This is a genomic window from Arenibaculum pallidiluteum (assembly GCF_017355985.1).
GTDB lineage: Bacteria > Pseudomonadota > Alphaproteobacteria > Azospirillales > Azospirillaceae > Arenibaculum > Arenibaculum pallidiluteum.
Window position 1 is genome coordinate 632,444 of the sequence record NZ_JAFIQU010000002.1, and the last position, 22,841, is coordinate 655,284.

General features: G+C 72.9%; 21 protein-coding genes. 11 read left to right on the forward strand and 10 right to left on the reverse strand.

What is annotated here, in order from left to right:
- Positions 1-186: 186 nt before the first annotated feature.
- Entirely contained in the window at positions 187-528 is a 342-nt protein-coding gene (locus JUB13_RS06975; RefSeq protein ID WP_207478053.1) for a hypothetical protein, read from the reverse strand.
- Between the two features lie 137 nt (positions 529-665).
- Between JUB13_RS06975 and JUB13_RS06980 the strand changes: the two genes are divergently transcribed.
- Positions 666-1,295: a TetR/AcrR family transcriptional regulator gene (locus JUB13_RS06980; RefSeq protein WP_207478054.1), complete on the forward strand. Its 630-nt coding sequence runs from the start codon at positions 666-668 to the stop codon at positions 1,293-1,295.
- 332 nt (positions 1,296-1,627) lie between these two features.
- On the opposite strand, the gene JUB13_RS06985 is transcribed toward JUB13_RS06980, so the two are convergent.
- Positions 1,628-2,656, reverse strand: a complete 1,029-nt coding sequence (locus JUB13_RS06985; protein ID WP_207478055.1) for a diacylglycerol/lipid kinase family protein — start codon at positions 2,654-2,656, stop codon at positions 1,628-1,630.
- Positions 2,657-2,836: 180 nt separating this feature from the next.
- Between JUB13_RS06985 and JUB13_RS06990 the strand changes: the two genes are divergently transcribed.
- From JUB13_RS06990 to JUB13_RS07010, 5 genes are all read left to right on the forward strand, one after another.
- The gene (locus tag JUB13_RS06990) at positions 2,837-3,619 is read left to right on the forward strand and encodes a UDP-2,3-diacylglucosamine diphosphatase (RefSeq protein ID WP_207478056.1); all 783 of its coding nucleotides are present in this window, start codon (positions 2,837-2,839) and stop codon (positions 3,617-3,619) included.
- Positions 3,616-4,614, forward strand: a complete 999-nt coding sequence (locus JUB13_RS06995) for a glycosyltransferase family 4 protein (protein WP_207478057.1) — start codon at positions 3,616-3,618, stop codon at positions 4,612-4,614. Before JUB13_RS06990 ends, JUB13_RS06995 begins: the two co-directional genes overlap by 4 nt.
- A 131-nt stretch (positions 4,615-4,745) precedes the next feature.
- A complete protein-coding gene (locus JUB13_RS07000) occupies positions 4,746-6,023 on the forward strand; it encodes a 3-deoxy-D-manno-octulosonic acid transferase (RefSeq protein ID WP_207478058.1) in 1,278 nt (425 codons plus the stop codon).
- A complete protein-coding gene (gene lpxK, locus JUB13_RS07005) occupies positions 6,020-7,063 on the forward strand; it encodes a tetraacyldisaccharide 4'-kinase (protein ID WP_207478059.1) in 1,044 nt (347 codons plus the stop codon). The genes JUB13_RS07000 and lpxK overlap by 4 nt, the downstream gene beginning before the upstream one ends.
- Entirely contained in the window at positions 7,053-7,967 is a 915-nt protein-coding gene (locus JUB13_RS07010; protein ID WP_207478060.1) for a lysophospholipid acyltransferase family protein, read from the forward strand. The genes lpxK and JUB13_RS07010 overlap by 11 nt, the downstream gene beginning before the upstream one ends.
- Before the next feature lie 27 nt (positions 7,968-7,994).
- Here JUB13_RS07010 and xseA read toward each other — a convergent pair whose 3' ends face one another.
- Positions 7,995-9,605 (reverse strand): exodeoxyribonuclease VII large subunit, encoded by a 1,611-nt coding sequence (xseA, locus tag JUB13_RS07015; RefSeq protein WP_236024760.1) that lies wholly within the window; start codon positions 9,603-9,605, stop codon positions 7,995-7,997.
- Positions 9,606-9,663: 58 nt separating this feature from the next.
- Here xseA and purD point away from each other — a divergent pair, with 58 nt between their 5' ends.
- Entirely contained in the window at positions 9,664-10,950 is a 1,287-nt protein-coding gene (gene purD / locus JUB13_RS07020; protein WP_207478062.1) for a phosphoribosylamine--glycine ligase, read from the forward strand.
- A 313-nt stretch (positions 10,951-11,263) separates the two neighbouring features.
- Here the strand turns inward: purD and JUB13_RS07025 are convergent, their stop codons facing one another.
- Together JUB13_RS07025 and JUB13_RS07030 are read right to left on the reverse strand one after the other, a co-directional pair.
- Positions 11,264-12,934, reverse strand: a complete 1,671-nt coding sequence (locus JUB13_RS07025) for a calcium-binding protein (RefSeq protein ID WP_207478063.1) — start codon at positions 12,932-12,934, stop codon at positions 11,264-11,266.
- Between the two features lie 186 nt (positions 12,935-13,120).
- Positions 13,121-13,552 (reverse strand): nucleoside deaminase, encoded by a 432-nt coding sequence (locus tag JUB13_RS07030; protein WP_207478116.1) that lies wholly within the window; start codon positions 13,550-13,552, stop codon positions 13,121-13,123.
- A 139-nt stretch (positions 13,553-13,691) separates the two neighbouring features.
- On the opposite strand from JUB13_RS07030, the gene JUB13_RS07035 reads away from it, so the two are divergent.
- The 3 genes from JUB13_RS07035 (at position 13,692) to JUB13_RS07045 (ending at position 16,218) form a co-directional block, all read left to right on the forward strand.
- Positions 13,692-15,086, forward strand: a complete 1,395-nt coding sequence (locus JUB13_RS07035; RefSeq protein WP_207478064.1) for a pseudouridine synthase — start codon at positions 13,692-13,694, stop codon at positions 15,084-15,086.
- Positions 15,067-15,648 (forward strand): RsmD family RNA methyltransferase, encoded by a 582-nt coding sequence (locus JUB13_RS07040; protein WP_207478065.1) that lies wholly within the window; start codon positions 15,067-15,069, stop codon positions 15,646-15,648. Before JUB13_RS07035 ends, JUB13_RS07040 begins: the two co-directional genes overlap by 20 nt.
- A gap of 258 nt (positions 15,649-15,906) precedes the next feature.
- Complete coding sequence (locus JUB13_RS07045; protein ID WP_207478066.1) at positions 15,907-16,218, forward strand: BON domain-containing protein; 312 nt, start codon at positions 15,907-15,909, stop codon at positions 16,216-16,218.
- A gap of 125 nt (positions 16,219-16,343) precedes the next feature.
- On the opposite strand, the gene mutL is transcribed toward JUB13_RS07045, so the two are convergent.
- On the reverse strand, positions 16,344-18,233 hold the full coding sequence (mutL, locus tag JUB13_RS07050; RefSeq protein ID WP_207478067.1) for a DNA mismatch repair endonuclease MutL: 1,890 nt from the start codon (positions 18,231-18,233) through the stop codon (positions 16,344-16,346).
- A gap of 81 nt (positions 18,234-18,314) precedes the next feature.
- Complete coding sequence (locus JUB13_RS07055) at positions 18,315-19,673, reverse strand: pentapeptide repeat-containing protein (RefSeq protein WP_207478068.1); 1,359 nt, start codon at positions 19,671-19,673, stop codon at positions 18,315-18,317.
- Between the two features lie 329 nt (positions 19,674-20,002).
- Between JUB13_RS07055 and JUB13_RS07060 the strand changes: the two genes are divergently transcribed.
- Positions 20,003-21,013, forward strand: coding sequence for an aldo/keto reductase (locus JUB13_RS07060; RefSeq protein WP_211115476.1), 1,011 nt, complete (start codon positions 20,003-20,005; stop codon positions 21,011-21,013).
- A gap of 9 nt (positions 21,014-21,022) precedes the next feature.
- Here JUB13_RS07060 and JUB13_RS07065 read toward each other — a convergent pair whose 3' ends face one another.
- The 3 genes from JUB13_RS07065 to JUB13_RS31225 are packed head-to-tail and all read right to left on the reverse strand — an operon-like array spanning position 21,023 to position 22,781.
- On the reverse strand, positions 21,023-21,919 hold the full coding sequence (locus JUB13_RS07065; protein ID WP_207478069.1) for a protein-L-isoaspartate O-methyltransferase family protein: 897 nt from the start codon (positions 21,917-21,919) through the stop codon (positions 21,023-21,025).
- Positions 21,916-22,155: a hypothetical protein gene (locus tag JUB13_RS07070; protein ID WP_207478070.1), complete on the reverse strand. Its 240-nt coding sequence runs from the start codon at positions 22,153-22,155 to the stop codon at positions 21,916-21,918. The genes JUB13_RS07065 and JUB13_RS07070 overlap by 4 nt, the downstream gene beginning before the upstream one ends.
- Complete coding sequence (locus JUB13_RS31225; RefSeq protein WP_207478071.1) at positions 22,152-22,781, reverse strand: ECF-type sigma factor; 630 nt, start codon at positions 22,779-22,781, stop codon at positions 22,152-22,154. Before JUB13_RS31225 ends, JUB13_RS07070 begins: the two co-directional genes overlap by 4 nt.
- Between the last annotated feature and the right edge of the window lie 60 nt (positions 22,782-22,841).

Genomic DNA, 22,841 nt, shown 5'->3' on the forward strand with positions numbered 1-22,841 from the left:
CTCCTGCGCCATGAAGGACGTCAGGTCGGTGCTGCCGATGAACAGGTTCTTCCCGGTGCTTCCGTCGTCGGCGGAAGCGCTGCCGGCGCCCAGCAGGGCGACGAGGGCGAGGGAGTAAGCGAGAGTCTTCATGATCGTGTCCTCGGGTTCGATTTCAGGTCGATGGCGGCCGTCAGGCGGCAGCCGTCAGTTGGCGTAGATCAAGGCGAAGTCGGTCCCGCCGAAGGCCGTCTCGGCCTGCACCGGCGCGCTGTGGGCAACGCCCACGGCGGGCGCCGGCTCGGCGTAGATCGGATCGACGGCGCGGTCGCCCCAGACCATCAGGTTCCGCTGGGGCCTGGCGGACGCCTCGGCCGCGGCCCGGCGGATCGCCTCCTGGACGGGAGAGGCATGGCTCGGCTCGGCGGCGTACGAGGCCAGCGTGTCCGAGCCGTGGAACTGGTTCACGCCGATGTTGCCGTCATTGGCCATCGCAGGGGCCGTGGCCAGCAGGGCGGTCACGACCAGGGTGTAAGAGAGGGCCTTCATAACCATTTTCCTTTCCGTATCGCCTGCCCTCGGGCAGGGCTTTCTGGGAGGAGCGGGTCGCCGGGGCGCCCCGTTGCATTCGCTACGGATCGGTATATATTAAGACCCACGGACCCCGTCAAGGAAATTTATACTCGATGGTACAAAAATCTTGCACCGAGGCCGGAGGCCGCCCCAGAGGGCGTCCCCGCAGCTTCGACCCCGACACGGCGCTGGACCGTGCGGTCGAGGTCTTCTGGCGCCTCGGCTTCGAAGCCGCGGACACCGATGCGCTGGCTTCCGCCATGGGACTGACGAAGCCGAGCGTCTACGCCGCCTTCGGCAACAAGGAGCAGCTCTATCTCAAGGCGCTCCAGCGCTACGGGCAACGCGGCCGCGCCGAGATCACCGCCCTGCTGGAGGCCGCGCCGAGCATGCGCGCCGGTATCAACGCGGTGTTCAACCACATGGCTGAGCGTGTCTCCGGGCAGCATGGCGGCTCGGGCTGCCTGCTCACCTGTGTCGCGGCACAGTCGGCGCATTCGATGCTTCCCGTGCGCGAGATCCTGGAAGCCGGCATCGCGGCCCGCGACAAGGCCTTCACCGAATTCTTGAGATCGGGCATCGCACGCGGCGAGCTGCCGGCCGGATTTCCTGTCGAGCGGCGGGCAAGCCTGATGAACGACCTGCTGAGCGGGTTGGCCCTGCGCGCCCGTGCGGGCGCTTCCCTGGAGGAGCTTCGCGAGATTGGCGCCTCCGCGACCGAGGCGATCCTGGCGGGCGCCTGACGGCGCGCATCGGTGCGCCGCCGGGGTCCGCAAGGCTTGCGCACCAATTTGGCGCGCGATGCGGTGACGCGTTGCGCGGGCCAGGGTGACCCCCGGGAAATCCCCGGGAATCCCTGCCGAAGGGCTTAACCGAAGGGGTTATCCCCGGATCCTGTGGATAAGTCGCTGGATGAATCGGCGGCTTTCTCTCCGGGACCTAGGGAATCCCTGGGAGGCCGCATTTCTGCCCATTAAATAGGCATTCCCACAAGCCATTGTTTTTCCCAGAGAATCACCTTCTGTACTCATCCGGCCGCCGCGACACTGGCATGACCCCATGCTCCAACGGGCTGTCAAGGGCCAAGACGATCCGGTGTTGATAACCCCCGATGGGTGGCATCCGACCCGGTCGGGCATATGCCCTGGGATCTAGCCACCCGGAATCGCGCCCAGGGAATCCCGGAACTCCGTGGAAATCCCGTCGGACCGGCGAGCACCTCAATTCCGCGGGGCGCCAAGGTCACCTCCACGGGCAGGCGCGCGATCACGTCGCCATCCCCCTGGACCGGATCGCCCTCGGGCCCGTCGATCAAAACGCGGTCGGCGGGGACTACGGCGTAATCGCGCAGGTGGTGCACGAAGCCCAGCACCACGGCCGCGGTGTAGCGCAGGGCGTGCCAGCGGCCGATGCGCGGGAAGAGGCAGACCTGGAGGATCGGCTCGTCGAGGCGCGCCGCCGGCGCGCAGACAAAGCGGCCCGCGTAGAAATGCCCCTTGGCGACGATCACCGAGCCGACCTCCCATGAGGTCCCGCCGACGGTCACCCGGTAGCGCCGCGGCCTGTGCCGCACGAGCTGGCTCAGGGTCTCCCAGACATAGGCACCCTTGCCGCTCAGTCGCTTGAGGACGGGGTCGACACGTTCCACCACCTGGGCATCGAGCCCGGCCCCCACCATCATCGAGAATCCACGCCCTCCCGTAAGACCGGGGTGAATCCGACGCGGCGCGCCAAGCGCCAGGATCCGGGCCAGCGCCTTCGCGCCCCTGGGCAGGCCCAGCTCGGCGGCCAGCACGTTCGCCGTGCCCAACGGGATCAGGCCCAGTGCCGGTGCCGGTCCCTCCGCCCGCGACAGCAGCCCGTTCAGCGCCTCGTTCACCGTGCCGTCGCCGCCGGCCACCACGAGCGCATCATGAGCCGCCGGGTCCGCCTCGCGCGCGATACGCTCGGCATCCCCCCTTCCCGCGGTCTCGCGGATCTCGACCTCGGCGCCGAGATCCTGCAGCGCGTCAAGCACCGCCCGGTAGCGGCGCACCCGCCGGCGACCTGCGGTCGGGTTGCGGACGACCAGCAGGCGCCGCGGCTGCACGCTCTCCTCAGGCATTTCCCAACCCCGCCCATTGTTACGATTTGCGTTATCTTTAATGACAACAAGACTACTGTCTGTGTTTCAAAGTCATGAATCAAACACAGCACGCGCATCACTTATAAAGTGACCATTGATCTAAGGCTATATCTAGATGTATACCCCGATCGACAGCGCAAACCCTTGACGGAGTCGCGCATGAAAGTCGATCAAGGCGTCCGACGCTATCGGAGCATCTTCCTGTCCGACGTCCATCTGGGAACGCGTGGCTGCAACGCGGAGCTTCTCCTGGATTTCCTGCGGAGCACCGACAGCGAATACCTCTACCTCGTCGGCGACATCGTCGACGGCTGGCGCCTGAAGCGCACCTGGTACTGGCCTCAGGCCCACAACGACGTTGTGCAAAAGCTCCTGCGCAAGGCGCGCAAGGGCACGAAGGTCCTGTACATCCCCGGCAACCATGACGAGGGGCTGAAGGACTACATCGGGCTGCAGTTCGGCGGCGTGATGGTGGTCGAGGACGCCATCCACGAGACCGCGGACGGGAAGCGGCTGCTCGTGCTGCACGGCGACCAGTTCGACGCGGTGGTGAAGTACGCGAAATGGCTCGCCCATGTGGGCGATCACGCCTACGTGCTCCTGCTGGCGGTGAACACCTGGTTCAACCTGATCCGGCGCAAGCTCGGCTTCACCTACTGGTCGCTGAGCGCCTACCTCAAGCACAAGGTCAAGAACGCCGTCGAGTACATCGGCAACTACGAGCAGGCGCTGGCCGAGGAGGCCCGCCGCCGCGAGGTCGACGGGATCGTGTGCGGCCACATCCACAGCGCCCAGATGCGCGACATGGAAGGGGTCCTCTATTGCAACGACGGGGATTGGGTCGAATCCTGCACCGCGCTCGTCGAGCACGAGAGCGGCGTGCTGGAAATCATTCACTGGGCGGATTCACGACTGCGGGCGCCCTTGAAGGCGGCAGCGTGAGGATCCTGATCGTCTCGGACGCCTGGCACCCCCAGGTCAACGGGGTGGTCAGGACGCTGAACACGACGCGGCAGGAGCTCGAGGCGCTCGGCCATACGGTCGAGATCATCGGGCCGGACCGCTTCCGCACCGTGCCCATGCCGACCTATCCCGAGATCCGCCTGGCGCTGGCGGCAGGCCGCCGCCTGGCCCGGCTGATCGCCGGGTTCCATCCGGACGCGATCCATATCGCGACGGAGGGTCCGCTGGGGTTCGCCGCCCGCCGCTACTGCCTGCGGCACGGCCTTCCCTTCACCACGGCCTATCACACGCGCTTTCCCGAATACATCCGCGACCGGGCCCCGGTGCCGCTGGCGCTGAGCTACGCGGTGGTCCGGCGCTTCCACGCCCCCGCCCATGCGGTGATGGTCGCCACCCAGACCATCGAGGACGACCTTCGCCGGCGCGGCTTCTCGAACATCCGACGCTGGAGCCGGGGCGTCGACACGGCACTGTTCCGTCCCGGCGACAAGGATTTCCTGGACGCGCCACGACCGATCTCGATGTATGTCGGCCGCGTCGCGGTCGAGAAGAACCTCGAGGACTTCCTGTCGCTCGACCTGCCGGGCACCAAGTTCGTGGTGGGCGACGGCCCGCAGCTTGCCGAGCTGCGCCAGCGCTTTCCCCAGGTCCGCTTCGTCGGCGCCAAGCATGGCGAGGAGCTGGCCCGCCACTACGCTGCGGCCGACGTCTTCGTCTTCCCCTCGCGCACGGACACCTTCGGCCTGGTCCTGCTGGAGGCGCTGGCCTCGGGCGTTCCGGTGGCGGCCTATCCCGTCCCCGGACCGCTCGACGTGATCGACGGGTCGGGCGTGGGCGTGCTGGACGAGGATCTCGGGCGCGCCGTGCGCGGCGCCCTGGGGATCGATCCTGCGGCCTGCCGCGACTATGCACTGCGCTTCTCCTGGCGGGCCTCGGCCCAGCAATTCCTGGACAACCTGCGCCCCTTCCACTGAACCCCTCCGCGGCTGGGTCCGCCCGGCCGGTGGGCGCGGAAAGGGCTTAGGCCCGATCCCGCGGCATGCTAAGGTCCCCGCCCGCGCCGGGCACGCCCCGGCCCGAACGATCCGGACCTTCGCTCGTCACGATGCTGCAGAGACTGTACCGCGGGCTGACGGACCTCGGCGGACCCGCGATCCGTCTTCTGCTTGCCCGCCGCCTCGCCGCCGGCAAGGAGGACCCCGACCGGCAGCAGGAGCGGCTCGGCATTGCCGGGCTGCCCCGCCCGGAGGGACGGCTGGTGTGGTGCCATGCCGCGAGCGTCGGCGAATCCCTGTCGATCCTGACGCTGGTCGAGCATCTGCTGGCGCTGCGCCCAGGCATCTCGGTGCTCGTGACCACCGGGACCGTGACCTCGGCCCGGCTCATGGCGCAGAGGCTGCCCGCCGGCGCCTTCCACCAGTATGTCCCGGTGGACCGTCTGCGCTGGGTGCGCCGCTTTCTCGACCACTGGCGGCCGGACATGGCGCTGTGGGTGGAATCCGAGATCTGGCCCAACATGCTGACCGAGCTGCGCCGGCGCAGCGTGCCGACCGCCCTGGTCAATGCACGCATGTCGGCCCGCTCCTTCGAGGGCTGGCGCCGCCTGCCCGGCTTCATCGGGCCGCTGCTGGCCTCGTTCCGGTTGTGCCTCGCCCAGGGCGAGGCCGAGGCCGAGCGCCTGCGCGCCCTCGGCGCCACCGACGTGCGGGTGCTGGGCAACCTGAAATACTCCGCCCCGCCGCTGCCCGCGCGGGCCGAGGCGCTGGAAGGCGCGCGAGCGGCGGTCGCGGACCGGCCGCTGTGGCTCTTCGCGAGCTCCCATCCCGGCGAGGAGGCGATCGCGGCCGATGTCCACGCACGGGTGGCGGCCCGCCATCCCGGGCTGCTGACGGTCCTTGCGCCGCGGCACCCCGCGCGGGGCGGCGAGATCGCGGCCATGCTCGCGGAGCGCGGCCTGGGCGTCGCGCGCCGGTCCCAGGGTGCCCTGCCCGCCCGAAACGACGCTGTCTGGCTCGCCGACACCATGGGCGAAATGGGCCTCTTCTACCGGCTGAGCCCCGTCGCCTGCGTCGGCGGCTCCTTCGTCTGGGGCGGCCACAATCCCGTCGAGCCCGCGCAGCTCGGCTGCGCGATCCTGTACGGGCCGCGCATGACCAACTTCGCCGCCATGGCGGCCGAGCTGGAGGCCGAGCGCGCGGCGCTGCCCGTCGCCGATGCGGCGGCGCTCGCCGCGGCCGTGGACCGGCTTCTGAACGATCCCGCCGAGCGCGCCCGCCTGAGCGCGGGCGCCACGCGCGTGGCCGAGCGCAATGCCCGGGTGATCGACCGGGTGATGGAAGCCCTGGCGCCGCTCCTGGCCGAGGCCGGCGTCGCCGCGCCATGAGGACGCCGTCCTTCTGGTACGCGGCGGAGAGCCGGACGGCCCGCGCCCTGGCCGGCGCGCTGGATCCGCTGGGCCGGCTCTACGGCGTAGCCGGGCGCCTGCGCCTGGCGCTCGGCAGCCCGGCCGCGGTCGGCGTGCCCGTGCTCTGCGTCGGCAACCTGGTCGCCGGCGGGGCCGGAAAGACGCCGGTCGCCATCGCGCTGGCCGAGCGCCTGCCCGGCGCCCATGTGGTGACCCGCGGCCATGGGGGATCGCTGCGCGGTCCCGCCCGTGTCGACCCCGCGCGCCACGGCCCCGCCGAGGTCGGGGACGAGGCCCTGCTCCTGGCGCGCGCGCGGCCGACCTGGGTCGCCCGGGACCGCGCCGCGGGCGCGGCGGCGGCGGTCGCCGCCGGCGCGCGGGCGGTGATCCTGGACGACGGCTTCCAGAACCCGGCCCTGCGCAAGGACCTCAGCCTCGTGGTCGTGGACGGCGCCGTGGGCTTCGGAAACGGCAGGCTCGTTCCGGCGGGCCCGTTGCGCGAGCCGGTCGCGCGCGGCCTGGCCCGGGCCCAAGCCGTGGTGCTGGTGGGCGAGGACCGCACGGACCTGCGCCACCGGCTCGACGCAAGGCTGCCGGTGCTCGGCGCCCGCCTCGTCCCCGTTCCGGGATCCGGGGTGCCGCGCGGCCTGCGCGCGGTCGCCTTCGCGGGGATCGGCCGCCCGGGGAAGTTCTTCGAGACCTGCCGGATGCTGGGCATCGATCTCGTGCGGGCCGTTCCCTTCGCCGATCACCACCCCTTCACCGAGGGTGAGCTGGCGGCGCTCGCGGCCGAGGCCGAGCGTGCGGGGGCCGCGCTGCTGACCACCGAGAAGGACGCGGTTCGCCTGCCGCCCGGCTGGGCCGGCCGCGTGCGGGTGCTGCCGGTGCGTCTGGTCTGGGACGACCCCGGCGCCGTGGACGGGCTGCTGGACCGCTTTCTCGGCCCCGCCGGGCGCGGCGCCGGGCATCCGGAGGCGAACCGGTCGGAACACCCGGGGGAGCACGGGCATGGCGCATAGGTCCGCCCGGTCGCGCTGGCGCCAGCGCTGGCTCGACTACCCGCTGCAGGCGGCCGCGCTCTGGCTGCTCTACGGGCTGTTCCGGCTGCTTCCCCTGGACACCGCCTCGGCCCTCGGCGGCCGGCTCGCGCGCTACATCGGGCCGCGGCTCGCGGCCAGCCGCAAGGCCCTCTCGAACCTCCAGCGCGCGATGCCCGAACTCGACGCCGCGGCGCGGCAGGAGGTCCTCGCCGGCATGTGGGAGAATCTCGGGCGTGTCGCGGCCGAGTATCCCCACATCGCGCGGCTGTGGGGCCGCGGGGGCGATTGCCGGGTCGAGATCCTCGGTTCCGAGCACCTGCGCGCCGCGGCGGCCAGCGGCAAGCCGGCGATCCTCGTCTCGGGTCATCTCGCCAACTGGGAGCTGCTGTCCCATGCGGCGGCGCTCCATGGCCTGCCGCTGACGCTGGTCTACCGGCGCCCCAACAACCCGCTGGTCGCCCGCCTTCTGGACCGCGCCCGCGAGGCCATCGACGGCGAACACGTCGAGAAGGGCCGGAACGGCGCCCGCGCATTGCTGGCGGCCCTGCGTGCGGGACGCAGCGTCGGCATGCTGATGGATCAGAAGTTCAACGACGGCGTCCCGGTGCCCTTCTTCGGGCGCGATGCCATGACCGCGCCGGCCGCGGCGCAGTTCGCCGTCCGCTTCAAAGCGCCGATGCTGCCCGCGCGCATCGAGCGGCTGGAGGGCGCCCGCTTTCGCCTCACGGTGCTGCCGCCCCTCCCGGTGCCGGAGGGTGATACCGAGGACGGGTCCGAAGGCGCCGCCCATGCGCTTCTGGTCCGCTTCAACGCACTGCTGGAATCCTGGATCCGGGAGCGGCCGGCCCAGTGGCTGTGGCTGCATCGGCGCTGGCCGGACTGAGCCGCCGGAGCACGAACCGACCTTCCGTCAGAACAGGCTTTCCTGTATCGGCACGGGTGGCCGTTGCGCACGCTCGCGCGGCTTCCGGCCCGCGGGCGGCGGCAGGGCGGGCCCGGGGGCGGGAACGCCTCCGATCACCGCCTCGGCCTTGCCATCGCGGAACTCCAGCGTCACCGCCTGGCCCGGCTGCGTCTCGGCCGCGGCCGAGACGGGATGGCCGTCGGCGTCGGTGATCAGCGCGAAGCCGCGATCGAGCACCCGGCGGAAGGAATAGCTCTCGAGGAGGCCGGCAGCCCGTTCCAGCCGCTGGCCCGCCACGTCGATGCCGCGCAGGTGGGCACGCTTCAGCCGATCGGCCAGCTCGGCCGAGCGGCGTGCCCCCTCGGCCAGCCGCTGGCGGGTCGGAACGAGGCTGAGCCGGCCCGCGCTGGCGGCGAGGCGCCCGCGCTCGGCCGCCAGCACCTGGCGCAGCGCCATGGCCAGAGCCCGGCCTTCACCGTCGAGCCGGCTGCGGCTCTCGCCCAGGATCTCCCGCGGGTGGCGAATGCGGGCCGCGAGTTCGCCGACCCGCGTGCGCCTGCGGTCCAGCACCGTGCCGACGGCGAGGTTCAGCCGCTCGGCCCGGTCGTCCAGCCGCTGGACGCAGCCCTCCAGGAGCGCGGCCGGGTCGCCGAGGCCGCGGGCCAGCCCCTCGACGCGGGTGCGCCGCTCCTCGATCCCGCGGGTGGTGCAGGCGTAGAGCCGGCGCGCGCAATCCATCACCTCGGCCAGCAGCTCGGCGCGCACGGGCACCGCCATCTCGGCCGCCGCGGTGGGCGTGGGGGCACGCCGGTCGGCCGCGAAGTCGATCAGGGTCGTGTCGGTCTCGTGCCCGACCGCCGAGATCAGCGGGATCCCCGAGGCGGCCGCGGCGCGCACCACCACCTCCTCGTTGAAGGGCATTAGATCCTCGAGGCTTCCACCGCCCCGGGCCACGATCAGCAGGTCCGGCCGGGGCACCCTGCCGTCCGGCGCCAAGCGGTTGAAGCCCTCGATCGCAGCGGCGATCTGACCGGCTGCGGCATCGCCCTGGACGGCCACCGGCCAGACCAGCACCCGGCGCGGGAAGCGGTCGTCCAGACGGTGCAGGATGTCCCGGATCACCGCTCCGGTGGGCGAGGTCACGACCCCGATCACCTGCGGCAGGAACGGCAGGGGTCGCTTGCGCGCGGGATCGAACAGCCCCTCGGCAGCCAGGCGCCGCTTGCGCTCCTCCAGCAGCTTCAGCAGCGCGCCCTCGCCGGCCAGCTCCATGCTGTCGATCACGAGCTGGTACTGCGAGCGGCCGGGATATGTGGTGAGCTTGCCGGTGCAGATGACCTCCAGCCCTTCCTCGGGCCGGACCGACAGCCGGAGAACGGTGCCCTTCCAGCACACGGCCTCGAGCACCGCTGATTCGTCCTTGAGGCGCAGATAGCAATGCCCGGAGCCGTGGAACTTCGGCTGCGAGATCTCTCCCCGCACGCGCACGTAGCCGAAGGCATCCTCCACCGTGCGCTTGAGCGCCCGGCTGAGTTCGCTCACGGAGAGCTCGGGAAGGTTGGAGCCCGGCCGCGGGCCGGGGCTGCGCTCCGGCGGCGCGGCTTCGTCTTGAGTCATGGCCGGCGCATGATACAACCCCGGCAGGGCGGGGCGGAAGCTGGCGAAGGGAGTTCCCATGAAGGTTCTGGTGGTCGGCTCGGGCGGGCGGGAGCACGCGCTGTGCTGGGCGATCGCGGCCTCGCCGCTCTGCGACCGCCTGTTCTGCGCCCCCGGCAATGCCGGGATCGAGCGCGAGGCCGAATGCGTCCCGATCGCCGTCGACGACCTCGACGGGCTCGTCCGCTTTGCGACCGAGCAGGCCGTGGACCTGGTCGTGGTGGGGCCCGAGGTGCCGCTGGTCCTCGGCCTCGTCGACCGCCTGCAGGCGGCCGGCATCAAGGCCTTCGGCCCCAGCGCGGCAGCTGCCGCCATCGAGGGATCGAAGGGCTTCATGAAGGATCTGTGCGCCCGCCACGGCATCCCGACCGCCGCCTATGGGCGGTTCTCGGAGCCGGGCGCCGCCCACGCCTTCGCCGAGCGCATGGGAGCGCCGCTGGTGGTGAAGGCCGACGGCCTCGCCGCAGGCAAGGGCGTCACCATCTGCGCGACGCTGGAGGAGGCCCATGCCGCCATCGACGAAGCGCTGGTCGGCAACGCCTTCGGCGCGGCCGGGGCGGAGCTTGTGATCGAGGAGTTCCTGGAGGGCGAGGAGGTCAGCTTCTTCGCCCTGGTCGACGGCACCCACGCCCTGCCGCTGGCCTCCTGCCAGGACCACAAGCGCGTGGGCGACGGCGACACCGGGCCCAACACCGGCGGCATGGGCGCCTATTCGCCGGTCTCGATCATGACCCCGGCGCTCGAGGCGCGCGTGCTGCGCGAGATCATCGAGCCGACCGTGCGGGGCATGGCGGCCGAGGGCAACCCGTTCCGTGGCGTCCTCTTCGCCGGCCTGATGATCTGTCCGGGCGCCGACGGCCCGGTGCCCAAGCTTCTGGAATACAACGCGCGCTTCGGCGACCCCGAATGCCAGGTCCTGATGAAGCGCATGATGTCCGACGTGCTGCCGATCCTGCTGGCCGCCTGCGAGGGCCAGCTCCGCAACGCGTCGGCGCGCTGGTACGAGGATGCCGCACTGTGCGTGGTGATGGCCGCCAAGGGCTATCCCGGCGCGGTGGTGAAGGGGACCGAGATCCACGGCCTGGACGAGGCCGCGGCGCTGCCCGACGTCACGGTGTTCCATGCCGGCACCGCCCGGGGGCCGGACGGCACGATCCTCGCGGCCGGGGGCCGGGTGCTCGGCGTCACGGCCATCGCCCCCACCGTCGGCGAGGCACGCACCCTCGCCTACGAGGCGGTGGAGCGGATCGACTGGGCGGAGGGTTTCTGCCGGCGCGACATCGGCTGGCGCGCCGTGGGCCGCTGAGTCCCGGCACGGCGGCCAAGGGCGCCGGGGTGGCAGGCGGGATCAGGCGTCGCCCACGATCGCGGTGATCCGGCCGGTGCCCCCGCAGGCCGGGCAAGGGGACCCCGCTCTGTCCCCGGTCCCGCCGCAGTCCGGACAGACCGCCTCGCCGCTCTGAGGCGATCCCGGCGGTGCCTCGTCCCCGGGGTTGCGGCCGGCCCGCGTGTCTCCCTCGCTCATCGCAAACCTCGGAAAGGGGAAGCACCGGGCGGCCGAGGCCGCCCGGTGCCAAGTGACGCCACCGGGTGGCGGTGGCCACCCGGTGGCGTCGGGCTCAGGCGAAGAAGTAGTCCGTCGCCAGGACCTGTGTCGTGCCGCCGGTCCCCGCGCCGGCTTCGGTGCCCGCACCGGCATCCGTGCCAGTGCCGGAACCTGTCCCGCCGCCAGCGCCCGTGCCGCCGGTACCCGACCCGGCACCACCATCGGTGCCGCCGGATCCGGTTCCGCCGTCGGCGAACAGCTCCTCCACCGAGAACACGCCATCCTGGAAGGCGACGGACTCGAACTCGGTGAACTCGACGGTGGCGCCGGTGCCGGTGGCCGTGAAGACGCCGTCGGCGAAGTCGATCGACCCCTCGCCGCCCGTTGCGCCATCGGCCGAGCCGCCGGCCGTGCCGTCCGTCGAACCGCCCGCCGAGCCATCTGCGGCATCGCCCGCGGTGCCCTCGGCGGAGCCGTCCGACGCGCTCCCGTCGGCCACGGCCGCCGGGGCGGCGTCGGCGCCCGTGCCGCCCGTTGCGCCATCGGCGGAGCCGCCGGTGCCGCCGTCGGTCCCGGCACCCGTGCCACCGCCGGTTCCAGTGCCGCCATCGGTGCCCGTGCCGCCGCCGGCACCATCATCCGAGGCTGCTGCGAAGGTGAAGCTCGCACGGGTCCCGTTCAGGACCAGCACGTCGCTGCCCGCGCCGCCTTCCAGCACGTCGGTGCCGCCGCCGCTGACGACGACGTCATTGCCGTTGAAGCCGTTCAGCGTGTCGTTGCCGGCGCCGCCGATCATCAGGTCGCCGCCGTTGAAGATGCCCTGCAGGAGATCCTGCAGCGCATCGCCGGGGGCGCCGACATCCGTGCCGCCATCGGCAGTCCCGTCGGTCGAGCCGTCCGTGGCATCCGTCGAGCCGTCCGCGCCGCCGCTCGTCCCTTCGGAGCCCGCCGTGCCCTCGGCCGTGCCATCCGCGGCAGCGACCGGCGCCGCATCGGCACCCGTGCCACCGGTCGCGCCGCCGTCAGTCCCGCCGCCGGTTGCGCCATCGGCGGAGCCGCCCGTCCCGGTGCCCGTGCCGGTCCCGGTGCCGCCATCCGTGGCGCCCGTACCGCCATCGGTGCCGGTTCCGTCGTCGGTCCCGGTTCCGCCATCGGTGCCGCCAGTCCCGCCGCCGGCATCCCCGCCGGCTGCATCGATCAGGGCCGCCTCGAAGCGGTTCCAGTTGAAGTTGGCATTGCCCAGCGAGAAGCCGCCGCCGTTGCCGTCGTTGAAGACCAGCGAGCGCACCGTGCCGTCCGTCACCACGTCCGAAAGGGACGGCGCGCCGGCATCGGCGCCGTCATCAGCGGGGGTGCCGCCCGGGGTGTCCTCGGAGCCCGCGCCGCCCCCGGTTCCGCTGCCCGTCCCGCCATCGGCGACCGCGCCGCCGCCGGAACCGGTGGAGCCGTCGCCGGTTGCGGGAGCGTCGGTGGCACCGCCCCCGGTCCCTGGAGCATCGGTCCCGCCGCCGGCGGTTCCGTCATCCGTGCCGGTTCCCGGGGCGCCGGTCCCGCTGCCCGTCCCGCCGCCGGTGAAGTCTTCGGAGATCGTGAAATCGCCTTCCATGCTGATGACGCTGCCGTCCGCACCGACGGCCACGACGGCGTCATTGCTGGCGGTCACGACCGTGTAGCTGTCCGGGTTCGGGAGACTTCCGGCCTCGCCGAAGCTCACGCCGGATGCGCCCGTGGTCAAAGTTGCCATGGTTGGGTTCCTCTGAGGTTTCGTGATGACTTGGGACGTCTGAGCTGCCGGCGCGTTGGCCGGCGCCACCCCAACCTCGAGGCTCTAAGGGGGTTCCTCTTCCGCGAAGGCCCTCTGCCAAGAGGGCACGTCGAATGGGGCGAGCTGCCCGCAAGGTTTCGCCACCAAAGCGACGCGAACTTTCGGTCAGCGTCGCTCGCGGAAGAAGTCCCGCAGCAGGGCTGCCGCCCGGCGCTCGTCGATGCCGCCATAGACCTCGGGCGCGTGGTGGCAGGTCGGCTGCCCGAAGAAGCGGGGCCCATGCTCGACGCCGCCGCCCTTGGGGTCGTAGGCGCCGAAGTAGAGGCGCCGGATCCGGGCGAAGGAGATCGCCGCTGCGCACAGGGCGCAGGGCTCCAGCGTCACGTAGAGATCGCAGCCAGGAAGCCGCGGCTCGCCCAGGGCGGCGCAGGCCTCGCGGATCGCCAGGATCTCGGCATGGGCGGTGGGGTCCCTCAGCGCCTCGGTACGGTTGCCGGCGCGGCCGAGCACCCGTCCGTCGGGGCCGAGCACCACCGCGCCGACCGGCACCTCGCCGCGGGCGGCGGCGGCGGCGGCCTCGGCGAAGGCGAGCGCCATCGGCCGGTCGCCGGGCGGATGGGGCTGGCTGTCGGCCGGGACATCGGACATCGCCGGCACCTTGCCCCAGCCACCGCGGCGGCGCAACCCGCCCCGGCGCGATTGCGGCAGGGCCCTCGGGCGCCTACAGTCCGCCCCCATGGCCAAGAACACGAAATCCGAGCAGGACTCCCCCGAGGACGCCCGCCCCGCCCCCGCCGGCGAGCGCATCGCCAAGCGCCTGGCGCGCGCGGGGGTGTGCTCGCGCCGCGACGCCGAGGTGCTGGTCGCCGAGGGGCGCGTCGCCGTCAACGGCGCCGTGCTGACGACGCCCGCGACGCTGGTGCAGGCCGGCGACCAGGTGACGGTCGACGGGAAGCCCCTGCCCGAGCCGGAGGCGACGCGGCTGTGGCGCTACCACAAGCCCGACGGGCTGGTGACCAGCGCGCGCGACGAGAAGGGCCGCGAGACCGTCTTCGACCACCTGCCGCCCGACATGCCCCGCGTCGTCTCGGTCGGCCGGCTCGACCTGACCACCGAGGGGCTGCTGCTGCTCACCAATGACGGCGAGCTGGCCCGGCATCTCGAGCTGCCCGCCACCGGCTGGACGCGGCGCTATCGTGTGCGCGTCCACGGCAAGGTCGACCCCGACGCGCTGAAGCGCCTGTCCAGGGGCGTGCGGGTCGGCGATGTCGACTACGGCCCGATCGAGGCCGAGCTCGAGCGCGAGCAGGGCAGCAACGCCTGGCTGGTGATGAGCATCAAGGAGGGCAAGAACCGCGAGGTCCGCCGGGTGCTCGAGCATCTGGGCCTTCAGGTGACGCGCCTGATCCGCACCGCCTACGGCCCCTTCCAGCTCGGCAAGCTCGAACGCGGCGAGGTCGAGGAGGTGCCGCGCCGCGTGCTCAGGGACCAGGCGGCGAAGTTCTTCTCCGGGCGCGAGGACGTCGCGCAGCGCCGCGATGCGCCGGCCGAGGCCCGCGTCGTGCCCCGCGCCGTCCCGGGCGGCCGCGCCCCGACCCTGGCCGAGGTGAAGGCGCGCAACGCCGCCCGGGAAGCCGAGGCGCGGCCGGGCCCGCGCAGCCCGGCGCGCATCGTGGCCGACCGCCGCCGCGGCGAGGACGGCCCCCCGGAGCCCGGCCGCGGCCGCAGGGACGGCGAGCGTCCCGGGCGCGAGGACGCAGGCTTCCGCAGCGAACGGCCCGCCCGCGACGGACGGCCGCGTGCCGAGCCCGCGGGCCACGGCCCGAGGGAGTCCCGCTACACCGCTGACCGGACGGCCCCGTCGGGCGGTGCCCCGGCCCGGGGCCGCTTCGGCGCCTCGAAGGCCGAGACCGGCTCGCGCCAGGACCGGCCGGAGCGCCAGGACCGTGCGGCCCGCGTTGACCCGAGCGGCGGCAAGCGGGGCGGCCAAAAGGGCGATCAGCGCGGCGACCGGCAGCCCGCCGGGCGCCCCGGCCGCGGTGAAGGACCGCCCTCGGGCGGGCGCCCGCGCGGCGAGGGACCCGGCCGCGGCCGCCCGGGCGGAGGGCGCGGTGCGGATCGTCGGCGGTAGGCACCGCGGGCGGCGGATCGAGGCGCCCGCGGGCCGCGACGTCCGGCCGACCAGCGATCGGACCCGAGAAGCCCTGTTCAACGTGCTCGCCCATGCCGCCTGGGGGGCGGACGACGCGTCGTCCGCCGGGGCCGCCATTGAAGATGCCATCGTGCTGGACGCCTTCTGCGGCACCGGGGCGCTGGCGCTGGAGGCGATCTCGCGCGGGGCGCTGCGCGCTGTGCTGATGGACGTCTCGACGCCGTCGCTCGACGCGGCCCGCCGCAACGCCGCGGCGCTGGGCGAGCAGGCACGCTGCCGGATCCTGCGCGCCGACGCGACGCGCCCGCCGCCGGCCCCCGAGCCCTGCACCCTCGCCTTCCTGGACCCGCCCTACGGCAAGGGTCTGGCCGAGGCCGCCCTGCCCGCGCTCCTGGCCCGCGGCTGGCTGGCCCCGGGGGCGCTGGTGGTGGTCGAGACCGCCGCGCGCGACCCGCTGGCCCTGCCGTCGGGCCTCGCGGCCCTCGATGAACGCGGCTACGGCGAGACGCGCATCAGCTTCCTGCGGGTCGTGGCCGGCTGAGCGCGGCGGCCCGGTCCGCTGCGCCTTTCGATCTCGGTGTCGGGGCACATCATAGCCGCCCCGGTAATGCGGACGTCCCGTTCATCCGAGGTCTTCGTCCAAGGGACTACCGAGATCGGCGGCCCCGCTACTCGCAGTTTCAAAACATTGGCCCGATGAGCTGTCGCCGGTGCGCCGGACTGCACCGATATAAGCACGAGTTGCGGCACGGCCGACGCGCCGTGCCTTCACTCATCGGAGCTGGAGGAGTTGTCCGCGATGGTCATGAGGATTGGTCAGATGCGCACCATGCTCGCAGCATTGGCAATCGTCGTGTCGGCGACAGGTTGCACTGCGATCTCGGGGCGCCAGACGCCTGGCGAGTATGCCGACGATGCGGTGGTCTCGACCAAGGTCAGGGCGGCCCTCGTCGACGAGCTGGGCCTGAAGGACATCGGGGTCGAGACCATGCAGAACGTGGTCCAGTTGAGCGGCTTCGTCGATTCGGCGCAGACCAAGGTCCGGGCAGGCGAGATCGCCAAGCGCACGTCCGGCGTCAAGGAGGTCAGGAACAGCATCATCGTCCGCTGACCCTGCAACGGCCCGCTGCGCGCCGCCGCCCGCGGCCGCGCGGGCCGATCGCAGGCCGGCGCGGCACCCGGCCGCACCGGGGGCAGGGTCCCGCCGGGACTGCGAAGCGCGTGGCGCCATGCCCCTCAGCGCCGCCCGAACAGCCTTTCGATGTCCGAGAGCTTCAGCTCCACATAGGTCGGCCGGCCGTGGTTGCACTGGCCGCTGCGGGGCGTCGCCTCCATCTGGCGCAGCAGGGCGTTCATCTCGTCGAGGTTCATGGGCCGGCCCGCCCGCACCGAGCCGTGACAGGCCATGGTGGAGCAGACGGCGTCCAGCCGCTCGCGCAGGCTCAGCGCCTCGTCGAGCTCCGCCAGCTCGTCGGCGAGGTCGCGCACCAGCCCCTGCACGTCGGCCTGGCCCAGCAAGGCCGGCACCTCGCGCACGACCACGCAGCCAGTCCCGAAGGGCTCGAGGCACAGGCCGAGCTCTGCCAGCTCGTCGCTGCGCCGCGCCAGGCGCTCGACGGAGGGCTCGTCCAGCTCCACGACCTCGGGGATCAGCAGCATCTGCCGGCGGACGCCGCCCTCGATCAGCGCGTCCTTGACGCGCTCGTAGACCAGGCGCTCGTGGGCCGCGTGCTGGTCGACGATCACGATCCCGTCGGCGGTCTGGGCCACGATATAGGTGTTGTGCACCTGGCCGCGGGCGGCGCCCAGCGGGTGGCGCTCGGGCTCCGCCCCGGCGCCGGGTCCCGCCTCCGCCTCGCCCGGTCCGGGAGCCGCGCGCACCGCCGGCACCGGCGTGCGCGCGGACGGCGCCGCCGATCCCAGGTCCAGCGGCGCCTGGAACTCGCGCGCGGCCTCGGCCAGCCCGGGGCGCACCGGCGCCGGGCGCTCCCACTCCCAGGCCTGGCGGTAGACCGGGCCACCCGCCGGGCTGCCCGTCCCGGCCCGCGCGGCGGCGCCGGAGATCGCCGGGAACGGCGCGGGCTCGACGCGCGGGGCGAAGGCCTCCAGCGTCGCGGCGGCGACCGTGCTGCTGGCCCGGTGCCCCGCCTGGGCGAGGGCGTGCCGCAGGGCCCCCACGATCAGCCCGCGCACCAGCGCCTGGTCGCGGAAGCGGACCTCGGCCTTCGCGGGATGGACGTTCACGTCGACCTCCTGCGGGTCGATCTCCAGGAACAGCGCCAGCACGGCATGCCGGTCCCGGGCCAGGACGTCGGCATAGGCGCCGCGCACCGCGCCGACCATCAGCTTGTCCCGCACCGGGCGGCCGTTCACGAACAGGTACTGCTCGCGCGCGGTCGCGCGGTTCAGCGTCGGAAGCCCGATATGGCCGGACAGGCGCACGCCCTGGCGCTCGGCCTCGACCGCGACCGCATTGTCGGCGAAGTCGCGTCCGATCAGCGCCGAGAGCCTGGCCAGCCGCCCCTCGCCCGCATTCAGGCGCAGCACGGTGCGCGCCCCGTCGGACAGGGTGAAGGCGACGTCCGGATGGGCCATGGCCAGGCGTTCGATGGTATCCTGGACGTGCTCGAACTCCGTGCGCGGCTGCTTCAGGAACTTCAGCCGCGCCGGCGTCGCGTAGAAGAGGTCCCGCACCTCGACGCGGGTGCCAGGCGGGTGGGCAGCGGGCGCCGGCGCGCCCTTGGCGCCGCCCTCGACGGTGAGCTGCCAGGCCCCGTCGGACCCGCGCAGCCGCGAGGTCAGCGTCAGCCGGCTGACCGCACCGATGGAAGGCAGCGCCTCGCCCCGGAAGCCCAGGGTACGGATGTCCAGCAGGTCGTCGCCCGGCAGCTTCGAGGTCGCATGGCGCTCGACCGCCAGCTCCAGCTCGTCCGGGCCCATGCCGCAGCCGTCATCGGTGACCGAGATCAGGCTGCGCCCGCCGTCGCGGACGACCACCTCGATCCGGGTGGCGCCGGCATCGAGCGCGTTCTCGACGATCTCCTTGGCCGCGGCCGCCGGCCGCTCCACCACCTCGCCGGCGGCGATGCGGTTGACCAGGGTCTCGGGAAGGAGGCGGATCGGCATCCCCTAGATTTAGGGGGTTCGGCCTGCGATGTCACCCATGCCGGGGCCGAGCCGGGGCTACTGCCGCCGCAGGCGGGAACGCTACCGGGAAGCTCCCGAGGCGACGGCGAGCTGCCGCTCGTCGTAGCGGGCGCCGGAGAGCTGCGCCTCCGACAGGTTTGCTCCGGTCAGGTCGGCGCCGTCCAGGTTGGCATGGCTGAGATCGGCGCCGGCCAGGTTCACCTTGCGGAGATTCGCGCCCGCGAGATCCGCATAGCGCAGCCGCGCGCCCGACAGGTCGGAGGCGAGCGTCCGGGTCTCGCTGAGGACCAGCGGACGTAGATCGACGCCGCGCAGGTCGGCATTGTTCAGCTTCGCCTGGCGCAGGTTGATGCCGCGGAGGTCGGCCTCGGACAGGCGGCAGGTGCGCAGGTCCGCCTCCTCCAGGTTGCCGGCCTGGAGCTGGACACCGCGCAGGTCGAGGCCGAAGAAGCAGGATTTCGGCGCCTTGATCATGGTCAGGCAGAGGCGGGCCAGCGACGGGCCGCCGCGCAGGTCGTAGCCCGTGAGATCGAGGAACCGGCCCTCGGCGCCGTTGGAGCCCACGAACAGCGTGTGGCCGCGCAGCATTTCCTCCAGCGGCTGGCCGAGCTCGGACAGCGGCCGACCGGCCGGAGTGTCGGTCAGCACGCCTTCCGTGTCGCAGCCCGCCATCTCGGCCATCACAAGCGTGGCCCCGGTCAGCACGGCGCCCTTCAGGCAGGCGCCGCGCAGATCGGCACCCGACAGGTCGGCCCCCTCGAGGTTCGAGCCCGTGAAATTGGCACCGCGCATGGTCGCGCGCACGAGCTTGCATCCGCGCATCACCGCATCGGTGAAGTCGGTATGCAGCGCGATGGCCCCCGAGAGTCGCGCGTTGGTCAGGTTCGCGCCGGTCAGGTTCGCCCCCGACGCCTCGGTCGGATGCGTCTCCATATGGACGACGCGCAGGTTGCCCGTGCGGTCGGTCTCGGCCAGCGTGCCGTCGCGCAGGTCGCTCTCGAAGAGATTGGCGCCGATCAGGACCGCGCCGCGCAGGCAGGCCCCGCGCAGGTCGGTCTTGATCAGGCTGGCGTTCTCGAGATTGGCCTGGCGCAGGTCGACCGCGAACATGGCCGCGCAGTCGAGCCGCGAGCCTGACAGGTCCGCGCCCTTCAGGGACGACCCCACGAAATCGGCATGGGCGAGGTCGCGGCCGGCCAGGTTCAGCCCCGAGAGGTCGTAGAAGGACAGCGTCGCCCGCGCCCCGCCCATCCGGGCGTTGCGGAACATCTCGTGCCGCTTCACCACGGCGTCGAGCTGCGCCTGCGTCATCCGCGTCAGCGGCTTCTTCTCGGCGGAGGGCTGGGCCAGTTTGTGCTCCACAGGCGAAGGAAGGCGGCTGGCCGCCGGATGGTCCGGGCAGCCGTCGCCACCCTCCATCAGACGCCATGGCGCCTTAGCGAAGACTTAACGGCGATTCCCGCGGACCACGACGCCGACGCAGCCGGCCGGCCGATCCCGGGGAATACGGGCGGGAAGCGTCGCAAACCTGAGCTCCGCCCCCGCCGCCCCCGCCGGCCGACCCACCGCGATACCGGGCCGCAGCCTGCCATCGAGGGCATCGCGGCGGCCGGAACCGCGCCGCGCTAAGCGACTCGCGGAACTCGGCGCCTGCCATGGCCGGCGATCGCCGCGAAGGCGCCGGGACCGACGATGGGCGGTCCCGACGGTTGATCCCCGCATAGCCACCTCAGGACCAGGGTCCCAGCATGATCCCGCAACGCAGATTGGGCACAGCCGGCCCACAGACCGCAACCATCGGCCTCGGCTGCATGGGCATGTCCGACCTCTACGGCCCCGCCGACCGGGCCGAGAGCATCGCCACCATCCATGCCGCCCTCGATTCCGGAGTCACGCTTCTCGACACCGGCGACTTCTACGGCATGGGCCACAACGAGCTTTTGATCGCCGAGGCGCTGGCCGGGCGACGGCGCGAGGACGTGCAGATCAGCGTGAAGTTCGGCGCCCAGCGCGACCCCGCCGGCAACTGGATCGGCTACGACGCCCGGCCTGCCGCGGTGAAGACGGCGCTGGCCTATACCCTGAGGCGCCTGGGAACCGATTATGTCGACATCTACCGCCCAGCACGCCTGGATCCGGCGGTCCCGGTGGAGGAGACGGTGGGCGCCATCGCCGACATGGTCAAGGCCGGCTATGTCCGCCATGCCGGCCTGTCCGAGGTCGGAGCCGACACGCTGCGGCGCGCCCATGCCGTGCACCCGATCGCCGACCTGCAGATCGAGTACTCGCTGATCTCGCGCGGAATCGAAGCCGAGATCCTGCCGGCCTGCCGCGAACTCGGTATCGGCGTCACCGCCTATGGCGTCCTGTCCCGCGGCCTGATCAGCGGCCACTGGACGCCGCAGGCACGCATCGGCGCGCGCGACTTCCGCGGCACCAGCCCCCGCTTCCAGGGCGCGAACCTGGGCCGCAACCTGGCGCTGGTCGAGACGCTGCGGCAGGTCGCGGCAGGGCTCGGCGCCAGCGTCGCCCAGGTCGCGATTGCCTGGGTCCTGGCGCGCGGAACGGACATCGTGCCACTGATCGGGGCGCGGCGCCGCGACCGGCTGGACGAGTCCCTGGGATCCCTCCGCCTGGCGCTCTCACCCGGGGACCTGGCCGCCATCGAGGCGGCTGTGCCTGCCGAGGCGGTCGCTGGCGCGCGCTATGCCGAGGCGCAGATGGCCCATCTCGACAGCGAGCGCGGCGCGCAGGGCTGAGCGGCGGCCTCAGCCACAGGCCAGCGCCCAACCCGGCGCGCGCAGCCAGCAACGGTCCTCCGCAAGCGCGTCCGGAACATCGCGCGCCTCGCCCGATATCCGGATCAGGCGCGCGACGCCGGTGGGCGGGCCCTTGGCGAAGGCGGCGGCGAGGGCCCGCTCGGACTCCGCGTCGCGCAAGCCGGCGCAGGGATAGATCGCGACCGGCGAGATCCAGCGCGCCGCGAATTCCCCGTGCTGGCGGGTGATCACGAACACCGCGCCGCGCCGGTGGATCGCCGCCGGGTCGCCCGCCCCGAAGCCGCGGTCCGTCGTCAGAGGCAGCACCAGCCGCCCGCGCTCGCGCAGCCCGTCCAGCCAGGCATCCGCCGGGTGCGTCGCGCCGGCGTTCACGTAGATCACGTCGGCGGGATCGAAGCCGGCGGCGCTGCCGTCGCCCTCGATCACGGCGACGTTCACGAAGCCCGCCAGGTTCGCCCGGGCGCGGGCTGCCAGGTCGGGTTCCAGCTCGATGGCCGTCACCCGGCCCGAGGGCCCCACCAGATGCGCCATGATCGCGGTGAAGTAGCCGACCCCGGCCCCGACATGCACGAGGTGCTCGCCGTCCCGCGGGGCGGCGCAGGCCAGCAGATGGGCGTGCAGCGAGGGCTGGCCGTTGTTGATGCCGCGCTCGGGCGCGATGCCCACGATGTCGTTGGTGTAGAGATGCACGGGGTCGGCATCCGGCGTGATGGCGTAGCCGTTCCGCCAGAAGCGGAAGACTGGCCACGGCCCAGGGCCCAGGAAGTCCTCGCGCGGGACGCGGGCGAAGGCCTCCTCGATGCGGGCGTCCGTGACGGGCCGGTCGGCCGCCATGACCTGCCTGGCATAGGCACGGCGCACGATCGCGAGCTCCTGCGGCGTCATTCCATCCTCCCTTTGCCGCTTCCGGCGGGGCCGGCGCCCGCGCCGGCCGGGGTCGCGCCCGGCGCGGTCTCGTGCTCCTCCATGGCTGCGCGGATCAGGCGCCGGACCATCTCCGCCGCCTGGGGGCCCTCCTCGGCGAGGATCTCGCGCAGCTCGTCCTCTCCCGCCTCCAGGATCTCGCGCTCCAGGATCCCGAGCAGAAGCTCGTGGCCGAGATCGGGCCGCCAGCGGGTCATGGATCGCCTCCCCCTCCGTCCCGCCGCAGCAGGATCCGGCGCATCCGGCGCCGCGCGGTGTCGTACTCGGTCTCGCCGAGGGCGTGCCTCGCCCGGATCTCGGCCGCTGAGAGGCCCTCGGCAAGTCCCGCGACGATCCTGAGGGCCACCGGGTCGCCGGCGAAAAGGCCGCGGAGGCTGGCCAGCGCCTGCGCCCCGGCCACCAGACGCTCGGGATCCGCGCCGGGAGATTCGTCGGCCAGCAGCTCCGCCTCGTCCAGCGCGCCGCCACCGGAGCCGGCCCTGCGCTCCCGGCGGGCGCGACGGGCATGCTCGTCGGCGATGCTGCGCATGACCCCGGCCAGGAAGGCCAGGAGCGAAACGTCGTGGGGCCATTCGCGGGCGCCGCTCAGGGCGCGCAGCACGGCCTCGTGCAGGATGTCCGCCCATTCCACACCGGGCAGGCCGCGTGCCCGCAGCCGCGCCAGGGCCTGCAGCCGCAGCAGGTCGCCGCCGGAGAGCGCCGCGACCGCCCGGGCGAGGTCACGCCCGCCCGCGTCCTCTGACAGGTCCTCTGACAGGTCCTCTGTCGAGTCCCCTGCCGGGCCCTCCGCCGGGTCGCCGGTCTCCGCCTTCGCCTCCCGCACGTCCGTCCCCCGTTGCCGTCACGCTTCGCCATCCCCTGCTCCAGGATGCGCCGCGCGGCG

Bases quoted from the DNA above. Each gene is read 5' to 3' on its own strand.
- JUB13_RS07060 (WP_211115476.1), top strand. From the start codon at position 20,003: ATGATCCCGCAACGCAGATTGGGCACAGCCGGCCCACAGACCGCAACC.
- JUB13_RS07035 (WP_207478064.1), top strand. From the start codon at position 13,692: ATGGCCAAGAACACGAAATCCGAGCAGGACTCCCCCGAGGACGCCCGC.
- JUB13_RS07070 (WP_207478070.1), bottom strand. From the start codon at position 22,155: ATGACCCGCTGGCGGCCCGATCTCGGCCACGAGCTTCTGCTCGGGATC.
- xseA (WP_236024760.1), bottom strand. From the start codon at position 9,605: ATGACTCAAGACGAAGCCGCGCCGCCGGAGCGCAGCCCCGGCCCGCGG.
- lpxK (WP_207478059.1), top strand. From the start codon at position 6,020: ATGAGGACGCCGTCCTTCTGGTACGCGGCGGAGAGCCGGACGGCCCGC.
- JUB13_RS07055 (WP_207478068.1), bottom strand. From the start codon at position 19,673: ATGGAGGGTGGCGACGGCTGCCCGGACCATCCGGCGGCCAGCCGCCTT.
- JUB13_RS07030 (WP_207478116.1), bottom strand. From the start codon at position 13,552: ATGGCGCTCGCCTTCGCCGAGGCCGCCGCCGCCGCCGCCCGCGGCGAG.
- JUB13_RS07000 (WP_207478058.1), top strand. From the start codon at position 4,746: ATGCTGCAGAGACTGTACCGCGGGCTGACGGACCTCGGCGGACCCGCG.
- JUB13_RS07065 (WP_207478069.1), bottom strand. From the start codon at position 21,919: ATGACGCCGCAGGAGCTCGCGATCGTGCGCCGTGCCTATGCCAGGCAG.
- JUB13_RS07045 (WP_207478066.1), top strand. From the start codon at position 15,907: ATGGTCATGAGGATTGGTCAGATGCGCACCATGCTCGCAGCATTGGCA.
- JUB13_RS07025 (WP_207478063.1), bottom strand. From the start codon at position 12,934: ATGGCAACTTTGACCACGGGCGCATCCGGCGTGAGCTTCGGCGAGGCC.
- JUB13_RS07010 (WP_207478060.1), top strand. From the start codon at position 7,053: ATGGCGCATAGGTCCGCCCGGTCGCGCTGGCGCCAGCGCTGGCTCGAC.
- mutL (WP_207478067.1), bottom strand. From the start codon at position 18,233: ATGCCGATCCGCCTCCTTCCCGAGACCCTGGTCAACCGCATCGCCGCC.
- JUB13_RS06990 (WP_207478056.1), top strand. From the start codon at position 2,837: ATGAAAGTCGATCAAGGCGTCCGACGCTATCGGAGCATCTTCCTGTCC.
- JUB13_RS06980 (WP_207478054.1), top strand. From the start codon at position 666: ATGGTACAAAAATCTTGCACCGAGGCCGGAGGCCGCCCCAGAGGGCGT.
- JUB13_RS06985 (WP_207478055.1), bottom strand. From the start codon at position 2,656: ATGCCTGAGGAGAGCGTGCAGCCGCGGCGCCTGCTGGTCGTCCGCAAC.
- purD (WP_207478062.1), top strand. From the start codon at position 9,664: ATGAAGGTTCTGGTGGTCGGCTCGGGCGGGCGGGAGCACGCGCTGTGC.
- JUB13_RS06975 (WP_207478053.1), bottom strand. From the start codon at position 528: ATGAAGGCCCTCTCTTACACCCTGGTCGTGACCGCCCTGCTGGCCACG.